This window comes from Microbacterium luteolum (genome assembly GCF_039533965.1).
GTDB lineage: Bacteria > Actinomycetota > Actinomycetes > Actinomycetales > Microbacteriaceae > Microbacterium > Microbacterium luteolum.
Genome location: NZ_BAAAUN010000001.1, coordinates 1,127,246 through 1,143,559 on the forward strand (window position 1 = coordinate 1,127,246; position 16,314 = coordinate 1,143,559).

Sequence of the window (16,314 nt, forward strand, 5' to 3'; positions counted from 1 at the left end):
GAGGCGGACCGGGTGGAGAACGACCAGCAGGAGCGATCGCAGATCGAGATCAGCTCGATCCAGGACAGCGACGCGGGCGAGGTGCTGACGGTGCAGCGAGCGGCCTTCGTCTCGGAGGCAGCGATCTACGGGAGCGTCGACATGCCGCCGTTGACGCAGACGCTCTCCGAGCTGGAAGCCGAGCTGCGCACGGAATCCGGCTTCGTCGCGCGGATCGACGGGCGCCTCGTCGGCGCGATCCGATTCGTCGAGCGCGATGGCCTGCTCCTGATCGGCCGGATCGCGATCGCCCCCGACATGCAGGGCGAGGGGATCGGACGGATGCTGCTCGAAGCCGCCGAGGAGTCCTCTGATGCCGACGTGGCCGAGCTCTTCACCGGCAGCCTCAGCGAGGCGAACCTGCGGCTGTACGAATCGTGCGGGTACGAGGAGCACGAGCGGATTCCGGACGGCGACGGGACCGCACAGGTGTTCCTGCGGAAGCGGCTCGGACCTTGAGAGCCTCCTGGCAATCCCGGCAAGGGGGTTGAGCCGAAGGACGAGGTCCGGCATCGTGGCCCGGACGTGTCGCGACCGCGGCATGCCCCAACCGGAAGGAGAGTCTCGTGCTCACCCTCACCGACAACGCCACCGCCATCGTCTCCACCCTCGTGAGTCGTCAGAGCGAAGCCCCGGATGCCGGTCTGCGCATCCACTCCACCGCCACCCCCGGCGCGGACGGCGGAGCCCGCCTGGCCGTCCTCGTGACCGCCGACCCTGAGCCGCAGGACCAGGTCGTGGAGATCTCCGGCACCCGCCTCTTCCTCGATGAGGAGGCCGCGACCGCGCTCGACGACAAGGTGCTCGACGCCGGCGTCGACGACGAGGGCGCCGTGTCCTTCGCCGTGATGCCGAAGGTCGCCTGACCGACAGGATTCCGGATGCCGCGGCCCCCAGGGTCGCGGCATCCGTCGTCTTCCGGCAGCGGGACTGGACGGCGACGCCGCCCACGTCGGGGACCGGTATATGGCATCGATGCAGGACAACTCGCCCCGCCCGTGCCGTTTAGCATCGAGGCATGAGAACTCGCGCGCCCCGTCTCCTGCTCCTCTCCACGTTGGCGGTCTTCGCCGTCGTCGCGACCGGATGCACGCCGACCGCACCGCAGCCCAGCGGCTCGCCGGGTTCGGCTGTGCCCTCGCCGTCCGCGTCCGCCACGTCGTCGGCAGCGAACGCTCTGGTGACCATCGACGGTCTCTCGATCGATGACGGTCCGCTGATCGAGTACACCGACCACGAGGCTGTCCTCGCCGCCCTCGGCGATATCGTGGGCCCCGTACCTGCGGCGCAAGGGCCGGACCAGTACGGGTTCACGTCGTACGACTGGGACGGCGCCGTGCGCCTGAACGTTCCCGAGTCGGGCCGCGCCGGGCTCTGGGTCGGGAGCGCCGATACGCCCGGCGTCGTGTTCACCGTCGCCGACGATATCGGCATCGGCGCGACGCGCGAAGCAGCTCTGGCGGCCGGTGCCGAAGAGCTGCCGTTGGACGATGATGGCGACGGCGTGAACGACTACCTCGCGGTCGGCACACGCGAGGTCCCGGGCACCACGTCGCTCGTCCGGCCGGGCGAAGTCGGAATCGAGTACGTGATGCTCGCCCTCGACGGCGACACCGTGTCGAAGATCTTCGGACTCGCCAACGACTTCAGCGACCTCTGAGAGGTCAGTGCAGGCCGGCCACCAGGTTGATGATGGTGGCGAGGATCACCGTGCCGAAGAGGTAGGCGAGAACCGTCTGAGCGATGACGACGCGGCGGATGGCGTTCCTCGTGACGTTGGTGTCGGCGACCTGATACGTCATGCCGAGGCCGAGTGAGAAGTAGAGGAAATCCGTGTACTGCGGTGGCTCATCCTGATTGAAGTCGATGCCGCCGTTCGGCTCGGAGTAGTACATCCGCGCGTAGCGCAGCACGTAGTCGACCTGGATGAGCAGCCAGGAGGTCGCGACGCTCACGACCGCGATGCCGGCGAGGACGTATTCCTCCGCACCGGGAGCGTTCTGGGCCTGAATGATCACGCTCAGGACCGCGGCGAGGCTCACCAGGCTCCCGATGACCGAGATCAGGCGGGCCACCCGTCGACCGGGCGCCTCGATCGTCGCGTGCTCCCGCGTCTCGGTCGGCCCCATCGGCCAGACGACGCGAAGCACCCAGATGACGTTGACGAGGGCGAAGACTCCCCAGCCGGCGAGGAGACCCGGGGCCGGCCCGAGGACGAACGCCACGGCGACTCCCGCGATGCCGCCGAGGATGATCGAGACCAGGGCACGCAGGCGCACACCCTTCCGCACGGCGTTTGCACTCATCCTCGGATGCTATCCGCCGAAACCCCGGGGTCGTCCCACTAGAGCTCGGTCACCTGACCGGATTCGACACGCCATTGACGATCGGTGTGCACCGTTGCGAGCATCCGCCGGTCGTGCGTGACCAGCAGCAGCGTTCCCTCGTACGATTCGAGCGCCTGCTCGAGCTGCTCGATCGCCGCGAGATCGAGGTGGTTCGTCGGCTCGTCGAGGACCAGCACGTTGGTGCCGCGGGCCTGCAGCAGGGCGAGTCCCGCGCGGGTGCGCTCCCCCGGTGACAGGTCGTCGACGGGACGCCCCACGTGGTCGGCCCTGAGCCCGAACTTGGCGAGAAGCGTGCGCACCTCGCCGCTGGCCATCTCCGGCACGAGTTCCTCGAAGGCGACCGCCAGCGGCTGGGAACCGGCCAGCAGCGAGCGTGCCTGATCGATCTCGCCGATCTGCACGCTCGCTCCGAGGCTCGCGGTTCCCTCATCCGGATGCTGCTGCCCGAGCAGTGCGCGAAGGAGAGTCGACTTGCCCGCGCCGTTGGGACCCGTGATGCCGATGCGCTCCCCTGCGTTGACCTGCAGCGACACCGGGCCCAGAGCGAAGGAGCCCTGCCGGTAGACCGCGGAGCTCAGCGTCGAGACGACCGAACTGGACCGCGGCGCCGCGGCGATGGTGAACTCGAGCTGCCACTCCTTGCGGGGCTCTTCGACCTCTTCGAGCCGCGCGATCCGGCTCTCCATCTGTCGAACCTTCTGCGCCTGCTTCTCGCTGGACTCCGTCGACGCCTTGCGTCTGATCTTGTCGTTGTCCGGCGCCTTCTTCATCGCGTTGCGCACACCCTGGCTGGACCATTCCCGCTGCGTCCTGGCACGACCGATGAGGTCGGCCTTCTTCTCGGCGAACTCGTCGTACTTCTCGCGCTGGTGGCGGCGCACCGTCGCCCGCTCCTCGAGATAGGCGTCGTAGCCGCCGCCGAACACGCGATTGGAGCCCTGCGCCAGGTCGAGCTCCAGCACCCGGGTCACGCAGCGTGCGAGGAACTCGCGATCATGGCTGACCAGCACCGCGCCGCCACGCAGCCCGCGCACGAAGCCCTCCAGCCGCTCGAGACCGTCGAGATCGAGATCATTGGTCGGCTCGTCGAGCAGCGCGATGTCGAAACGCGAGAGGAGCAGCGCCGCCAGCCCGACACGAGCCGCCTGACCTCCGGAGAGCGAGGTCATCAGGACACCGTCGGCGTCGCCGCCGAGTTCGAGACCCAGGTCGGCGAGCACGGCCGGGAGTCGCTCGTCCAGGTCCGCGGCGCCGCTGGCGAGCCACCGGTCGAGGGCCGTCGAGTAGGCGTCTGCGGGGTCGATGCCCGAGGCAGCGAGCGACGGGTCGCCGAGCGCAGCCGCGGCGGCATCCATCGCCGTGGTGGCCGCCGCGCATCCCGTGCGGCGGGCGATGTACGCGGCGATCGTCTCACCGGCGACGCGGTCGTGCTCCTGGGGCAGCCATCCGACGAACGCATCCGACGGAGCCAGGGCGATCGTGCCCGCCTGCGGTTCGTCGAGGCCGGCGAGCAGACGGAGGAGCGTGGACTTACCCGCGCCGTTCGCACCGACCACTCCGACGACGTCTCCCGGCGCGACCGTCAGATCGAGCGAGTCGAAGAGGATGCGATGGCCGTAGCCTCCGGCCAGGCCCTGGGCCACGAGTGTTGCGGTCATGACTCAATCCTGTCATCGAGCGGATGCCGGTTCGCACGCGATCCGCCTCGGCCCGACTGCGAGCTTCAGTCGGGGTGGTGCCCGCTGTGGTCTTCCAGGTCGGGCTTCGCCCGCAGAGCGTCGGCGATCTCCTCTTCCGGCCGCGGTGCGATCGTCTCGTCGTCCTCGAGTTCGGGGATGGTCGCCTCGCCCGGGCCGGGGATGTGTTCGTGCGAGGAGTGGTCGTTGTGGTCGGACACGGCGAACCCTTCGATCGGCGGCATGCTCAGCGTACGCCGACATCCCGATCGAAGACGCGTACGCTGAAGACCGGCCGCGATTCCCGCGGGAAAGGACTGCTCCCCCGTGAAACTCACTCAACTTCGGCGTTTCGTCGCCGTCGCCGAGACGCTGCATTTCCCCCGGGCGGCAGAATCCCTCGACGTGTCGCTGCAGGCTGTCTACTCCTCGATCGAGCAGCTCGAGGAGGAGGTCGGACATCCGCTCTTCACGCGCGGAGGCGACACGCGCCTGACGAAGGCCGGCGAGCTTCTGCTCGACGAGGCACGAGAGCGGATCGCCGCGGCGCCGGCACCGAGCGCGAAGCCGGTCGTTCCGGCGGGTGGCAAGGCCAAGGCCTCGAAGGGCAAGGGCCGAGCCCCCGTGGTGAAGGGGCAGCCGAAGCCGTACAAGAAGCGTCAGGGGCGCTAATTCCGCGAAGCCGCCGGGGTCAGCAGCTCGGCGTCGTCGTGCGTGGCGACCGCGAAGCTCTGTTCGGGGTATCGCAGCCCCGAGAAGTACATGTTGGTGTGCGCGACGATCTGCTCCCCCGAGATCAGCACGCCGTCCCAGTCCGTGTCGACCGTGGTGTGCGCGTCTCCCACGAGGGTGACGTCGTACCCCTCCGCCGCCGCGCGCTGGAGCGTGGTGCGCACGCAGAAATCCGACTGCGCGCCGGCCACGACGAGGTGCGTGACCGCGAGACGGTCGAGCGTCTCGCGCAGGTCCGTCTCGGCGAAGGCATCGCGATAGCTCTTCCGGACCAGCGGTTCTCCGTCGTGACGAGCCAGGGGTGGCGCGAGGTCCCAGTCGGGCGTTCCGACGCCGACCGGATCGTGGTGCACCCACACGACCGGCACATCGGCGACGCGGGCGCGCTCCACGAGAGTGGCGGTGCGAGCGAGCATGCCCTGTTCGTCGAAGCAGCCGGGCATCACCCCGACCTGCGCGTCGATGATGACGACAGCGGTACGCGGCGCGGGGATCGAGGTCATCTCAGTCCCAGTCGAGGTATTCCTCGATGTTCACCGCGGTCTCGATCGGGTGCGTCATCGGGAACAGGTGGTCACCGCCGGTGATGGTCTTCACGCTCGCGCGCTCGGGCACGGTCGACTGCAGACGCTCGCCGGTGGCCGGCGGAGTGGTGGTGTCGTCGGAGCCCTGGATGATGAGCACGGGGATCACCGGTGCGACGGGGATCTCGTTCTCCTCCACGCCGAGCAGGAGCAGGCCGTTGACGCGCTCGTGGTGGGATGCGGCGAGCGCACGTGCGATGGTGCCTCCGAAGCCGTGACCGCCGACCCAGGTGTCGGTGAGGCCGACGTGGTCGATCACCGCGAGGACATCGTCGACGCGGTCCTCGAGCGAGATGTCGGCGTCGCCGCCGCGGTAGCCGATCCGCAGCACGTGGAATCCGGCTTCCTCGGCGAGGTAGTGCCCGACGACGCCCAGGACGTCGGCGGCCAGACCCTGCTCCTGGATCAGCACGAGCTTGACGGGACCATCGCCCTCGTCAACGAAGGGAACGGCGCGGCCGTCGGGCTCGAAAGTCTGGGTGTCGGTCATCGGCGTCAGTCTCCTCGTGCCGTCGGTGTCGGAAGCGCAGGCGGAACGAACTCGGCGGACGCCTGCGGCCGGACCGCGGCTCACGCCGCCTCCGTCCAGCGTAGCTAGTCCCGGTCGCGCTCGGGACCCTCGCCGGCGATCACTGAGAGAGCGGCGAAGTAGCGCCGGCCGATCTCGACGGCCGTGATCGACCTCAAACGGTATCCCAACGACTCGGGGTGCCATGTGGCGTTGGGCCGCACGCCGTGGAAGTACACGAATCGGCCGGTGATCTCGTCGAGGATCCCGACCTGTTTCTCGAGGTCGGACCGCGGGCTCAGCCGGGCTGCCCCGGGCCGAACGACTGCCCGTTGAGTGCGGAGAAGAACAGGGTGAACCACACGATGAAGAAGATCAGCTGCGCCAGGGCGCCCAGGACTCCGATCACCATCGCCCAGCGAGCGAGCCCCGCCCCCGATTCGAGGTTTCCGGGCGCCCGCAGCTGCCGCAGGGCGAACACTCCGAGAATGAGTCCGGCGACGGGGATCACGAACGCGGCGATGAAGCCGACGAGGGACAGGGTGTTCGTGCGCGGTGCAGTGGTTGCCGTTGTCATCGGGACCTTCCGAGGCTTCGTGTCGCCGGGTGGGCCCATCGCGACGATTCGACTATGGAGACATTCTGGTGGTTCGTCGCCTCTTTCCGCACGCGCAAATCGTTACGAGACACCCCACGGGTCGAACAGGTCGACCCCGGTGTGCGCGAAGTCTTTGACATTGCGTGTCGCGCACGTCGCCTCATGGGCGAGGCAGATGGCAGCGATCTGGGCATCAGCCGTGCTGATCGGGCTCCCCGCCGCCTCTCGCGCGAGAAGGACTCTCGCGTAGTGAGCTGCGGAGGCGTCATCGAAGGCCAGGATGGAACGGGTACCGCGAAAGGGCTCGATCGCCGCGTCAACGCGAGCGGTCAGCTCCGTCTTCCGACGGCCGTCCGGGAGCCGTTCCAGGCCCGCCAACAGCTCAGCCAACGTCACCGCAGTGATGGAGACTTCATCGGTGCACGCCTCGAGCCAGGCGACGACCCGTTCATTCGGCGCGGATCGGAAGACCTCCGAGATGACGTTCGTGTCGAGGACGATCACTCGAAGTCCGCAGCCCGCGCGATGTCATCGCGCTTCGGAATCTCCAGGTCATCCGCAACACCCCATTGCTGGGCGGCGTGCATGAGCGCCAGCCCGATGTGCGGTCTCCGAGCGGCCCTGGTCAGAATCTCACGGACCTCAGCCTCCATGGAACGTCCATGGCTCCTCGCCTGCGCGGCGAGTTGCACTTTGACCGACTCATCGAGTCCACGAACAATGATCGATGCCACGAAACGACCACCTCCTTGCCTGATATCACGCACGATAGCACGCGGCGCGGAGGATCTGTTTCCCATGCGTCGAGCCTGCACGCGCGCACGCCATCATGTGAGCAGATTCGAGCGATTGTGGACGACTCTCAGAGACGCGCTGAGAGTGCAGAGCAGGTGAGGCGAGTCTGCGGTTCACCCGAAGCAGTCCACGCCCAGGGGAGCCACCACCACGCAGTCGTGCTTGGCCGGGTCGTAGTATTCGACGCCATCAGGCAGGACGGGACCAGGCTCGCCGATGAGCGCACGGTAGTCGTTCGGGCACCCCTCGGTGCCGCCGCACTCGAAACCGTCCGGATAGATGAGCCAGACCTGGTGACCCTGCGCCCACTCGGGCAGCTCCGGAGGGTACTCCTGGAGCGGTGTGGGGGCAGGCGTCGGCCAGGGAGGTGCCGCCTCTGGCGCTGTCGAGTCGGCGCACCCTGCAAGCACGCCGGTCGTGAGCAGGAGAGCGGCGAGGGTCGTGGTGAGCGTGGCAGCGCGGCGCATGAGGACATGTTCGCAGTTGAACGCTCACACCTGGAGGGCCCCGGCAGAACCCGAGCGTCGTCCGAATGAGTACGCTACCCGTACGGTGGCCGATTCCGGCAGCTGCCATCGCAACGACCGCGAACCGAACTCTGGAGACGAGATTGACGGAGACATACCCGATTCAAGCCCGGTTCGAATCGGCCCTCGGTACCGCACGCGCCGATGAACTTCTGACCAAGCTCGACAACTACTCGAATCAGCCGAACGCCGTCGCAGGCGCGGCGAAGAGACCGAGCGACCCAGAGATCGAGGCGATCGCGCGTGCGGCGTTCGCAGCGGCGACCCCCGAAGAAGTCGATCTGGAACTCGACTCGATCGGCATGTGGGGCCTCCTGACGCTCGCAGCCCGAGCCGACGTCACGATCCTCGACAGTCTCCCCGCATCGCGTGCGGACAGCCCGAAGGTGGCCTCGATCCGGCGTGCGGCCGCGAAGCATCGGAAGGGTCTCTGACAGGCGCCGCGGGGCATCCGTGACCCGCCGAGCCGCATGGCTGCACACTGAAGCGGAATTCCACGACGTCGCCATCCGGACCAACGCATGTGCGACCATCAACGGCAGAGCCCGTCTATCAGCCGGCGGGTGTCATCACTTCGATGCGATTCCCGAAACCGTCGCACGCGTGGAAGCGAACGTATCCCTCGAAGGTGTCCCGCTCTGCCCACGAGAGCTCGTACCCACCGCGCTCGATGCGCTCAGCCGTCGCTTCCAGCTCTCGCAGGGTCGCGCAGACGAGGCCAGGGTGAGCCTTCCTCGCAGGGCTGAAAGGATCGTCGACTCCGAGGTGGATCTCCGCAGCGATGACATCACCATCGAAGGCACGGAACCAGCAGCCGCCGCGGCCGACCAGAGATGGCGGTTTCTGAACCTCGTGCAGTCCGAGGGCTTCGCCGTAGAAGCGACGGGCATCATCCTCTTCGCCTCGAGGCATGGAAATCTGCACATGATGGAGCTTCATCTCCGCCTCCAATTTATCTCGACGTCAAGATAAATATACCAGGCGGCCGCCCCGGGGACTGTGGCTGTGACACCGCGACAGAGCAAAGCGGCGACACCAGCAGTCCGGGCCAGAGGTCGAAACGGGACGGGACTACACGTTGAAGCGGAACTCCACCGGATTGCGTCGCCGATAGGCATCACTCTCAACGGTCGGCATGGCCCTCATCTTGCGTGGTGATCAGTATCTGCTCGTGCGTCACCGTTTCTCCGAGGACCCCGCCCCTTGCGTCGACGAAGAAGATATCGACATCTCCCAGTCCGGTCCAAGGCTCGGGGCTCGCCTCCTCGGGGAAGATCCCGCCCAATCCATCGACGGCACGGAGGATGTCGCGATCGTAGGCGAACCGGCGCCTCACTGCGGTCGGACGCGACCGCACATAACCATTACTCGGTCCCACACCGACAGTTCTCGTCGACTTCAGGTGAGCGAGCAGCGCGATCAGAGCATGGCCCTCGTCGTCTCCACGATTGAAGACGAACTCGAAATGGGAGGTTCGCGATCGCAGCGACTGCATCCACTCTCGCTGGTCGTCGCGCGATGGGTAGTGACGATAGGCAACAACCAACGGTCTCACCTGTCCTCCGCGATCCGAGTATGACGGTCTGATCCTAGCCATCACATCAGTTCGACCACTCAGTTGTTTAAGCGGAACTCCACGACGTCGCGTCACCGATAGGCATTTCGCGCCACCGATAACCTGACGACGTGTCCGACCTTGATGACCAGACCGCCTACCCGTGCCCATGTTGCGGACATCTGACCCTTGGTCAGCCGCCGGGATCATACGAATTATGCCCTGTGTGCTTCTGGGAGGACGACGCAGTCCAACTCCGATGGCCCACATACGCAGGTGGAGCCAATCGCCCCTCCCTCATCGATTCCCAGCGCGCTTATGCGCTGTTCGGAGCAATGGAGGACCGATTCGTCAAGCACGTCCGCCGGGCCTCGGAAGAGGAACAGATGGATGCCGGGTGGCGGCCCATCGACCACGAGCAGGATGCGTTCGAAGCCAAGGACGACCGCGACGCAGAGTGGCCCGACGACCTCACGACCTTGTACTGGTGGCGACCGACCTACTGGCGCTTGGCCCGGTAGAAGCCGAGACGCAGGAGCGCAACCCGATCACACGTTGAAGCGGACCTCCACCACGTCGCCGTCCTGGCTCAACGATGCAACGCGGCGAGCACGGCTCCGAGCCGAGCGTCAACGTCGGACGTTGCCTCGAGAGTGTTGAGACGCGCATCGAGCGCGTCTATTTCCTCCTCGGTGTCCCGCGACTGCAAGATCTCGTAGCGCTCGTCAGGATCGTTCGGATAGGGAGAACCGAGTAGTCCCATCGCGTCGCGGAGCACATCCGCCCATTCGGTACCCAATGCAGCGGGTAGAGCGTCGAGAGCATCGACCGCTGTGTTCCCACCCCATCCCGAGAGGTAGGAATCGAAACCGCCTGACGCGACCTCTTGACGCAAGTCGAGGATGGCGAGCAAGCCTCGCTCATCCTCGGTAAGCATGGACCGGTCGGTCTCAAAGTGATCGTTGTAGAACACCCATACGTCCTCGGATGGCTCCCCCGCCGGGGATTCCCCGTCAGCCCGTCCAGCCGCGGCACACGAGGTTGCGCCAAGGACGACCGCAAGCGAGAGCGTTCCGATCATTGCCAAGCGACTGAGACTCAAGCGCACCGTGTCTCCTCCATCCGGTGGGACCGGCAGATACCTAACTATGACGGAACTCCGCTGCGTCGCCGTCACTCATCGTATCCTCGTCGTCCTCGGCGAGGATACGCGGTTGTACGCATCGCCCCCAACACTTCGGGCGCACCAATCTCCGTCGTCAAGCTTGACCAGGACGAAGACAGCCTCGGCCTTCGTCCCCTCCGGAAGAGGAGCGATACGAAGGTCGCCGAAGATCTCACTCGCGGCTACTGGGGAGCGCGTTTCATCCGCAGCCATGACTACTTCGATCCGCCAGGTCGACCACTCAGTTGTTGAAGCGGAACTCCACGACGTCGCCGTCCTTCATGATGTAGTCCTTGCCCTCGAGGCGCGCCTTGCCCTTGGCGCGGGCCTCGACGACGGAACCCGTCTCGACGAGGTCATCGAACGAGACGATCTCGGCCTTGATGAAGCCCTTCTCGAAGTCGGTGTGGATGACACCGGCGGCCTGCGGTGCCTTCGACCCCTTGGGGATCGTCCAGGCGCGAGCTTCCTTCGGACCTGCGGTGAGGTACGTCTGCAGGCCCAGCGTGTCGAAGCCGATGCGTGCGAGCTGGTCGAGGCCCGACTCGTCCTGGCCGGTCGATGCCAGCAGTTCCGCGGCATCCTCCGGGTCGAGGTCGATCAGTTCGGACTCGATCTTAGCGTCGAGGAAGATGGCCTTCGCGGGCGCGACGAGAGCGGCGAGCTCGGCCTTGCGCGCGGCATCCGTCAGCACGCCCTCATCGACGTTGAAGACGAAGATGACGGGCTTCGCGGTGAGCAGTCCGAGTTCGCGGATCGGCGCCAGGTCGATGCCGGCGACCGACAGCAGCACACCGCGCTCCAGAGCATCCTTCGCGGCGATCGCGGTCTCGAGCACGACGGGCTCGATCTTCTTGCCGCGAACTTCCTTCTCGAACCGGCTGATCGCCTTCTCGACCGTCTCGAGGTCGGCGAGCATGAGCTCCGCGTTGATCGTCTCCATGTCGGATGCCGGGTTCACGGCACCGTCCACGTGCACCACGTCGTCGTCGGCGAATCCGCGCACGACCTGGGCGATCGCATCCGCCTCGCGGATGTTCGCCAGGAACTTGTTGCCCAGCCCCTCGCCCTCGCTCGCACCGCGCACGATGCCGGCGATGTCGACGAACGACACCGCGGCGGGGAGGATGCGCTCGCTGCCGAAGATCTCCGCGAGCGTGTCGAGACGCGGGTCGGGCAGGTTCACCACGCCGACGTTCGGCTCGATCGTCGCGAACGGATAGTTCGCCGCGAGCACGTCGTTCTTGGTGAGTGCGTTGAAGAGGGTGGACTTGCCGACGTTGGGCAGGCCGACGATGCCGATAGTGAGAGCCACGGAGGACGAGTCTACCGGTCGGTCCCGCGCGACCCTGCGTCGCCAGGACAGGCAGACGCGTGGAATCAGGCGGATGCCGACGCAATCGGCCTGATTTCGCGTGATCGCCTGATTCCGCGTGCCTGACCCTGCGTCGTCAGTCGCGCACCGCGCGGAACGCCCTCGTCACGTAGGGAAGATCGATCGTGTCGTCACCGTGGAGGCCGAGCTCGTCGAACAGGGCGTCCATGTCGCGCCGGATGCGCGCCTTCTCATCGTCGGATGCCGTGATCACATAGCTGCGCGACGACGCCATGGCGTGCAGCAGCTCCCGGGTGATGGGCCGCGCCCACTCCCACCGCTGCTGGGCAAGCGGACCGAACGGCGCCGCGACGACAGGGTCTCCCGCGGCGAGCATGATCTCGGCATTGCTGCCGTGCATGATCTCGGTGAGCCTGCGCACCCAGTCCACGCGCTCGTCGCGGATGTTCCAGATGAGTCCGAGCACTCCCCCGCGCCGGACGACGCGGCCGATCTCGACGGATGCCGCGATCGGCTCCACCCAGTGCCACGCCTGGCCCAGCACGACCGCGTCGACGCTGTCATCCGGGAGCGGGAGCCGCTCGGCCGTGCCGACGAACGCGGGGACCCCGGGAACCGCCGTGCGCAGGGTCGCGAGCATCTCGGGGTCGGGGTCGACCGCGACGACCTCGGCGTCCGGCGCACCGAGCAGCGTACGGGTGAGCTTTCCCGTCCCCGCACCCACATCGGCGATGCGGCGCGAACCGTGCGGGAGGGCATCGAGCATCCAGGCGACGGCTGCGAAGGGGTACTCCGGTCGACCGACCTCATAGCTGTGGGCCTGCACGCCGAAGGATGTCGCCTGCTCGTCCGTCATGTCGCCAGCCTACGGCGAGCCTGCGATCGGTCGCCGATGTCGGGAGGGAGAGTGGACCCGTGCCACTGGACTTCACTGCGATCGACTTCGAAACCGCGAACTCCAGCCCCGCCTCCGCCTGTTCCGTCGGACTCGTCCGCGTGCGCGGCGGCGAGGTCGTCGCCACCGCCGGCTGGCTCATCCAGCCCCCGCCCGGACACGACGAGTTCCAGGAGTGGAACGTGCGCATCCACGGCATCCAGCCGCAGGACGTGCTCTCGGCCGCCACCTGGGTAGAGCAGTTCGACCGGCTGTGTGCCTTCGCCGGTGCCGACGTGCTGGTCGCGCACAACGCGGGATTCGATCTCAACGTGCTGCGCCGGGCGGCGGAGGCCACCGATATGTCCTGCCCGCCGTACCGCTCGCTCTGCAGCCTGCAGGTCGCGCGCAAGACCTACCAGCTCGACTCCTACCGTCTGCCGGTGGCCGCGGCCGCCGCGGGGTTCGCCGAGTTCTCGCACCACGACGCCCTGGCCGACGCCCGCGCCTGCGCGCAGATCGTGATCGACGCCGCCCGTCGTCACGGCGCGACCGACGTTTTCGCGCTCGCCGATGCACTCAGCCTGCGCGTGACGTCGCCCGCGGCTCCTGCTCTGGAGCGCGCCGTCGCCTGACGAGCATCGCCGCGCCTGAGCGGGGCGCCCTGGGAATGTCGGATGCCGGCCGCATCATGAGACACATGGATGCTCTCTCGCTCGTTCTCGTCCTCGCCGCACTCGCGGCGGGTGTCGCCGTGGGCTGGTTCCTGCGCGCAGGACGAGGGGCTGCCGACCTGGCACGGGCCGAGGCCGAGCTGGCCGCCGCGCGCGACGACCGGGACCGCCAATACGACCTCTACCGCGACGCCGTCGAGCATTCCCGCACGGAACAGCGCGCCGAGGCGTTGCGCGTGCAGCAGCAGAATGCCGTGCTCACCGCCCTCGCCCCCGTGCGCGAGAGCCTGCAGCAGATGCAGTCGAAGGTCACGGCGATCGAGCAGGAGCGGCAGGCCCAGTTCGGCTCCCTCGCCGAGCAGCTGCGGCGCGCGCAGGAGTCCGACGAGGCGCTGCGGGCGACGACCGAATCCCTGGCCGGAGCCCTGCGCTCCACCGCGACACGCGGCGTCTGGGGAGAGACGCAGCTGCGTCGGGTGGTCGAGGCCGCCGGCCTCACCCGGCATGTCGACTTCGACCTGCAGTCCACGATCTCGTCCGACCGCGGCACCGGCCGTCCCGACATGGTCGTGCGCCTGGCCGGCGGCACGTCGATCGCCGTCGACGCCAAGGTCCCGCTCGACGCGTATCTCGAGGCGTCCGCGCTTCCCGCCGGAGACGCCCACGAGCCGCAGCGACGTGCGCACATGCAGCGGCACGTCAAAGCCGTGCGCGCTCACGTCGACGCCCTCGCGAAGAAGGCCTACTGGTCGGGTCTCGACGCCAGCCCCGAGTTCGTGATCTGCTTCCTGCCGAGCGAGTCCCTCCTCGCGGCGGCGATCGACGAAGATCCCACGCTGCTCGACTACGCCTTCAGCCGGCGCGTCGCGCTGGCCTCCCCCGTCAACCTGTGGGCGGTCCTGAAGACGGTGGCATACGCCTGGACGCAGCAGGAGGTGTCGACCGAGGCGCGCACCCTGCTCAATCTCGGCACCCAGCTCTACGAGCGCCTCGGCACTCTCTCGGGGCACGCCGACGACCTGCGTCGAGCGCTGGAGCGCACGGTCGACAGCTACAACAAGTTCGCCGGCTCCCTCGAGACCCGTGTCCTCGTGACGGCGAGGCAGTTCCCCGGCGTCGACGCCTCGGGCCTCCCCGCAGCGCCGGCGGTCACCGCGGGCATCACCCGACGGTTCACCGCGCCGGAACTCGTCGGCATCGACGACGAGGAATCAGACAGTGCGGTGCGCGCAGACGTGGGCGAGGTGCGCGCACGTCTCGACGACGTGTGAGTCAGGCCGCGCCCGGAACGCCGCTCAGCAGCACGATGACGAGGCCGCTGGTGGCGAGGAAGGCCCCGATCATCCACCAGGCACTGATCTCATGACCTTCGTCGAGACGCTTGCGGAAGAGCACATCGGCGCGGCGGGCCGGGTCACTGACCGAGGTCTGGGGTGGAGCAGTCGTGGCTGGCGCGATCACCTCGGCGTCGGCGCTCACCCGGAGGATGCGCCCCGTGTTCGTCGTGATGATCTTCGTCGGGGCGGCCTTCGAGCCACTCGTGTGCTGCGTTGTCATCTGTTCGCCCTCCTGTGCCCGCGGTGCCTGGCGGCTCCGTCGACGGCGACAAACCCAGGGTCAATTGTGACACGGCGCTCCGAGTAACCGCGGATCACGACGTCTCGACCGGGTACCGGGTCGGTAACGATGAGGCTGTCCAGAAGGCCCGCCGGTCACTCACCGACGGGCGCATACGGCCGCTGCGAGCCTCTCAGAGCCACTTGGAGACGAGGTGCTCCGACGCGATGCGGCGAAGGGTTCCCGACGCTCCGCGGAGCACCACGCTCTCCGTGTAGACGAAGCCGCGCTCCCGGCGCACACCCGCGACGAGCTGCCCGTCCGTGACGCCGGTCGCGACGAAGATGGTGTTCTTGCCCTGAACCAGGTCGTCGGCCTCGTAGACCTTGTCCATGTCGAGACCGGCGTCGATCCCGCGCTGACGCTCGTCATCGTCGCGAGGCCAGAGAATCCCCTGGATGTGCCCGCCGAGCGCCTTGATCGCGCATGCGGTGACGATGCCCTCCGGGCTGCCACCGACGCCCACGCACATGTCGGTGCGCGCGTCGTGCCGAGCGGCGTTGATCCCGCCGGCCACGTCACCGTCGCTCATCAGACGCGTGCCGGCACCGGCATCGCGGATCTCCTGGATCAGCTTCTCGTGACGCGGACGATTCAGCACCGAGACGACGATCTCGTCGACCGGCTTGTCGAGCGCGCCCGCGAGCTTGCGGATGTTCTCGCCGATGGGCAGACGAATGTCGACAACGCCGACACCCGCAGGCCCGGTCACGAGCTTGTCCATGTAGAACACGGATGACGCGTCGAGCATCGTGCCGCGGTCGGACACCGCGATCACGGAGAGCGCGTTCTGCCGACCGGCGGCAGTGAGTGATGTGCCGTCGATGGGGTCGACGGCGATGTCGCACAGCGGTCCGCGACCGGTGCCGACGACCTCGCCGTTGAAGAGCATCGGGGCGTTGTCCTTCTCGCCTTCGCCGATGACGACCTTGCCCTGGAAGTCGACCGTTCCGAGGAACGCCCGCATCGCGTCGACCGCGGCACCGTCCGCCGCTTCCTTCGCGCCACGGCCGATGAACGGCACCGCGCGAATGGCCGCCGCCTCGGTGGAGCGGACGAGCTCCATCGCGAGGTTACGGTCGGGATGAAGAGGGCTCAGATCCGCTGTCAGACTCACCATGCGGTCAGCCTAGCCATCGTCCGTTGCGAAGCGCCCGGCTTTCGGTCGATTTCACGTGAAGGAATCGCGGTTCTTAACGTTCCGGCAGGAGTCCCGGCTCCCCCGCGCCCGGGGGCCTGCGGCATCCGCTCACGCACCCCGATAGAGTGACTGCTGTCCCGGCTTC

Annotated in this window: 24 protein-coding genes; 8 read left to right on the forward strand and 16 right to left on the reverse strand. The window is 67.5% G+C overall.

What is annotated here, in order from left to right:
* Positions 1-12: 12 nt before the first annotated feature.
* The 3 genes from ABD648_RS05505 (at position 13) to ABD648_RS05515 (ending at position 1,699) form a co-directional block, all read left to right on the forward strand.
* The gene (locus tag ABD648_RS05505) at positions 13-498 is read left to right on the forward strand and encodes a GNAT family N-acetyltransferase (protein ID WP_282213972.1); all 486 of its coding nucleotides are present in this window, start codon (positions 13-15) and stop codon (positions 496-498) included.
* A 107-nt stretch (positions 499-605) separates the two neighbouring features.
* The gene (locus ABD648_RS05510; RefSeq protein WP_282213973.1) at positions 606-905 is read left to right on the forward strand and encodes a Fe-S cluster assembly protein HesB; all 300 of its coding nucleotides are present in this window, start codon (positions 606-608) and stop codon (positions 903-905) included.
* 152 nt (positions 906-1,057) lie between these two features.
* On the forward strand, positions 1,058-1,699 hold the full coding sequence (locus ABD648_RS05515) for a hypothetical protein (RefSeq protein WP_282213974.1): 642 nt from the start codon (positions 1,058-1,060) through the stop codon (positions 1,697-1,699).
* Positions 1,700-1,703: 4 nt separating this feature from the next.
* Here ABD648_RS05515 and ABD648_RS05520 read toward each other — a convergent pair whose 3' ends face one another.
* From ABD648_RS05520 to ABD648_RS05530, 3 genes are all read right to left on the reverse strand, one after another.
* A complete protein-coding gene (locus ABD648_RS05520; RefSeq protein WP_282213975.1) occupies positions 1,704-2,345 on the reverse strand; it encodes a DUF1345 domain-containing protein in 642 nt (213 codons plus the stop codon).
* Positions 2,346-2,383: 38 nt separating this feature from the next.
* On the reverse strand, positions 2,384-4,045 hold the full coding sequence (locus tag ABD648_RS05525; RefSeq protein ID WP_282213976.1) for an ABC-F family ATP-binding cassette domain-containing protein: 1,662 nt from the start codon (positions 4,043-4,045) through the stop codon (positions 2,384-2,386).
* 65 nt (positions 4,046-4,110) lie between these two features.
* Positions 4,111-4,308, reverse strand: a complete 198-nt coding sequence (locus ABD648_RS05530) for a hypothetical protein (protein WP_282213977.1) — start codon at positions 4,306-4,308, stop codon at positions 4,111-4,113.
* 82 nt (positions 4,309-4,390) lie between these two features.
* On the opposite strand from ABD648_RS05530, the gene ABD648_RS05535 reads away from it, so the two are divergent.
* Complete coding sequence (locus ABD648_RS05535; RefSeq protein ID WP_282213978.1) at positions 4,391-4,735, forward strand: LysR family transcriptional regulator; 345 nt, start codon at positions 4,391-4,393, stop codon at positions 4,733-4,735.
* On the opposite strand, the gene ABD648_RS05540 is transcribed toward ABD648_RS05535, so the two are convergent.
* The 6 genes from ABD648_RS05540 to ABD648_RS05565 all read right to left on the reverse strand — a co-directional run bounded on the left by ABD648_RS05540 (position 4,732) and on the right by ABD648_RS05565 (position 7,747).
* Positions 4,732-5,298 carry an isochorismatase family protein gene (locus tag ABD648_RS05540; protein ID WP_282213979.1) on the reverse strand — a complete coding sequence of 189 codons (567 nt, stop codon included), beginning with the start codon at positions 5,296-5,298 and terminating at the stop codon, positions 4,732-4,734. The genes ABD648_RS05535 and ABD648_RS05540 overlap by 4 nt on opposite strands.
* Before the next feature lies 1 nt (position 5,299).
* Complete coding sequence (locus ABD648_RS05545; RefSeq protein WP_282213980.1) at positions 5,300-5,869, reverse strand: alpha/beta fold hydrolase; 570 nt, start codon at positions 5,867-5,869, stop codon at positions 5,300-5,302.
* 316 nt (positions 5,870-6,185) lie between these two features.
* Positions 6,186-6,464, reverse strand: a complete 279-nt coding sequence (locus ABD648_RS05550) for a DUF4190 domain-containing protein (protein WP_282213981.1) — start codon at positions 6,462-6,464, stop codon at positions 6,186-6,188.
* A gap of 102 nt (positions 6,465-6,566) precedes the next feature.
* Positions 6,567-6,989, reverse strand: a complete 423-nt coding sequence (locus ABD648_RS05555; RefSeq protein ID WP_282213982.1) for a type II toxin-antitoxin system VapC family toxin — start codon at positions 6,987-6,989, stop codon at positions 6,567-6,569.
* Positions 6,986-7,219, reverse strand: coding sequence for a FitA-like ribbon-helix-helix domain-containing protein (locus ABD648_RS05560; protein ID WP_282213983.1), 234 nt, complete (start codon positions 7,217-7,219; stop codon positions 6,986-6,988). Before ABD648_RS05560 ends, ABD648_RS05555 begins: the two co-directional genes overlap by 4 nt.
* Before the next feature lie 174 nt (positions 7,220-7,393).
* Positions 7,394-7,747, reverse strand: a complete 354-nt coding sequence (locus ABD648_RS05565; protein WP_282213984.1) for a hypothetical protein — start codon at positions 7,745-7,747, stop codon at positions 7,394-7,396.
* A gap of 143 nt (positions 7,748-7,890) precedes the next feature.
* Between ABD648_RS05565 and ABD648_RS05570 the strand changes: the two genes are divergently transcribed.
* Positions 7,891-8,241 carry a hypothetical protein gene (locus ABD648_RS05570; protein WP_282213985.1) on the forward strand — a complete coding sequence of 117 codons (351 nt, stop codon included), beginning with the start codon at positions 7,891-7,893 and terminating at the stop codon, positions 8,239-8,241.
* Between the two features lie 118 nt (positions 8,242-8,359).
* On the opposite strand, the gene ABD648_RS05575 is transcribed toward ABD648_RS05570, so the two are convergent.
* Together ABD648_RS05575 and ABD648_RS05580 are read right to left on the reverse strand one after the other, a co-directional pair.
* A complete protein-coding gene (locus ABD648_RS05575; RefSeq protein ID WP_282213986.1) occupies positions 8,360-8,746 on the reverse strand; it encodes a VOC family protein in 387 nt (128 codons plus the stop codon).
* Between the two features lie 184 nt (positions 8,747-8,930).
* Complete coding sequence (locus ABD648_RS05580; protein ID WP_282213987.1) at positions 8,931-9,302, reverse strand: hypothetical protein; 372 nt, start codon at positions 9,300-9,302, stop codon at positions 8,931-8,933.
* Positions 9,303-9,493: 191 nt separating this feature from the next.
* On the opposite strand from ABD648_RS05580, the gene ABD648_RS05585 reads away from it, so the two are divergent.
* A complete protein-coding gene (locus ABD648_RS05585; RefSeq protein WP_282213988.1) occupies positions 9,494-9,883 on the forward strand; it encodes a CPCC family cysteine-rich protein in 390 nt (129 codons plus the stop codon).
* A 68-nt stretch (positions 9,884-9,951) separates the two neighbouring features.
* Here ABD648_RS05585 and ABD648_RS05590 read toward each other — a convergent pair whose 3' ends face one another.
* From ABD648_RS05590 to ABD648_RS05600, 3 genes are all read right to left on the reverse strand, one after another.
* On the reverse strand, positions 9,952-10,335 hold the full coding sequence (locus ABD648_RS05590; RefSeq protein WP_282213989.1) for a DMP19 family protein: 384 nt from the start codon (positions 10,333-10,335) through the stop codon (positions 9,952-9,954).
* 433 nt (positions 10,336-10,768) lie between these two features.
* Positions 10,769-11,842, reverse strand: a complete 1,074-nt coding sequence (ychF, locus tag ABD648_RS05595; RefSeq protein ID WP_282213990.1) for a redox-regulated ATPase YchF — start codon at positions 11,840-11,842, stop codon at positions 10,769-10,771.
* 136 nt (positions 11,843-11,978) lie between these two features.
* Entirely contained in the window at positions 11,979-12,719 is a 741-nt protein-coding gene (locus ABD648_RS05600; RefSeq protein ID WP_282213991.1) for a class I SAM-dependent methyltransferase, read from the reverse strand.
* A 59-nt stretch (positions 12,720-12,778) separates the two neighbouring features.
* Between ABD648_RS05600 and ABD648_RS05605 the strand changes: the two genes are divergently transcribed.
* Both ABD648_RS05605 and ABD648_RS05610 read left to right on the forward strand, forming a co-directional pair.
* Complete coding sequence (locus ABD648_RS05605) at positions 12,779-13,372, forward strand: 3'-5' exonuclease (protein ID WP_282213992.1); 594 nt, start codon at positions 12,779-12,781, stop codon at positions 13,370-13,372.
* A 65-nt stretch (positions 13,373-13,437) separates the two neighbouring features.
* Positions 13,438-14,682 (forward strand): DNA recombination protein RmuC, encoded by a 1,245-nt coding sequence (locus tag ABD648_RS05610; RefSeq protein ID WP_282213993.1) that lies wholly within the window; start codon positions 13,438-13,440, stop codon positions 14,680-14,682.
* Position 14,683: 1 nt separating this feature from the next.
* Here the strand turns inward: ABD648_RS05610 and ABD648_RS05615 are convergent, their stop codons facing one another.
* Together ABD648_RS05615 and glpX are read right to left on the reverse strand one after the other, a co-directional pair.
* Positions 14,684-14,968 carry a hypothetical protein gene (locus ABD648_RS05615; RefSeq protein WP_282213994.1) on the reverse strand — a complete coding sequence of 95 codons (285 nt, stop codon included), beginning with the start codon at positions 14,966-14,968 and terminating at the stop codon, positions 14,684-14,686.
* Between the two features lie 193 nt (positions 14,969-15,161).
* A complete protein-coding gene (glpX, locus tag ABD648_RS05620; RefSeq protein WP_282213995.1) occupies positions 15,162-16,148 on the reverse strand; it encodes a class II fructose-bisphosphatase in 987 nt (328 codons plus the stop codon).
* Between the last annotated feature and the right edge of the window lie 166 nt (positions 16,149-16,314).

Bases quoted from the DNA above. Each gene is read 5' to 3' on its own strand.
- ABD648_RS05515 (WP_282213974.1), top strand. From the start codon at position 1,058: ATGAGAACTCGCGCGCCCCGTCTCCTGCTCCTCTCCACGTTGGCGGTC.
- ABD648_RS05520 (WP_282213975.1), bottom strand. From the start codon at position 2,345: ATGAGTGCAAACGCCGTGCGGAAGGGTGTGCGCCTGCGTGCCCTGGTC.
- ABD648_RS05525 (WP_282213976.1), bottom strand. From the start codon at position 4,045: ATGACCGCAACACTCGTGGCCCAGGGCCTGGCCGGAGGCTACGGCCAT.
- ABD648_RS05530 (WP_282213977.1), bottom strand. From the start codon at position 4,308: ATGCCGCCGATCGAAGGGTTCGCCGTGTCCGACCACAACGACCACTCC.
- ABD648_RS05540 (WP_282213979.1), bottom strand. From the start codon at position 5,298: ATGACCTCGATCCCCGCGCCGCGTACCGCTGTCGTCATCATCGACGCG.
- ABD648_RS05545 (WP_282213980.1), bottom strand. From the start codon at position 5,869: ATGACCGACACCCAGACTTTCGAGCCCGACGGCCGCGCCGTTCCCTTC.
- ABD648_RS05550 (WP_282213981.1), bottom strand. From the start codon at position 6,464: ATGACAACGGCAACCACTGCACCGCGCACGAACACCCTGTCCCTCGTC.
- ABD648_RS05565 (WP_282213984.1), bottom strand. From the start codon at position 7,747: ATGCGCCGCGCTGCCACGCTCACCACGACCCTCGCCGCTCTCCTGCTC.
- ABD648_RS05575 (WP_282213986.1), bottom strand. From the start codon at position 8,746: ATGAAGCTCCATCATGTGCAGATTTCCATGCCTCGAGGCGAAGAGGAT.
- ABD648_RS05580 (WP_282213987.1), bottom strand. From the start codon at position 9,302: ATGCAGTCGCTGCGATCGCGAACCTCCCATTTCGAGTTCGTCTTCAAT.
- ABD648_RS05600 (WP_282213991.1), bottom strand. From the start codon at position 12,719: ATGACGGACGAGCAGGCGACATCCTTCGGCGTGCAGGCCCACAGCTAT.
- ABD648_RS05610 (WP_282213993.1), top strand. From the start codon at position 13,438: ATGGATGCTCTCTCGCTCGTTCTCGTCCTCGCCGCACTCGCGGCGGGT.
- ABD648_RS05615 (WP_282213994.1), bottom strand. From the start codon at position 14,968: ATGACAACGCAGCACACGAGTGGCTCGAAGGCCGCCCCGACGAAGATC.
- glpX (WP_282213995.1), bottom strand. From the start codon at position 16,148: ATGGTGAGTCTGACAGCGGATCTGAGCCCTCTTCATCCCGACCGTAAC.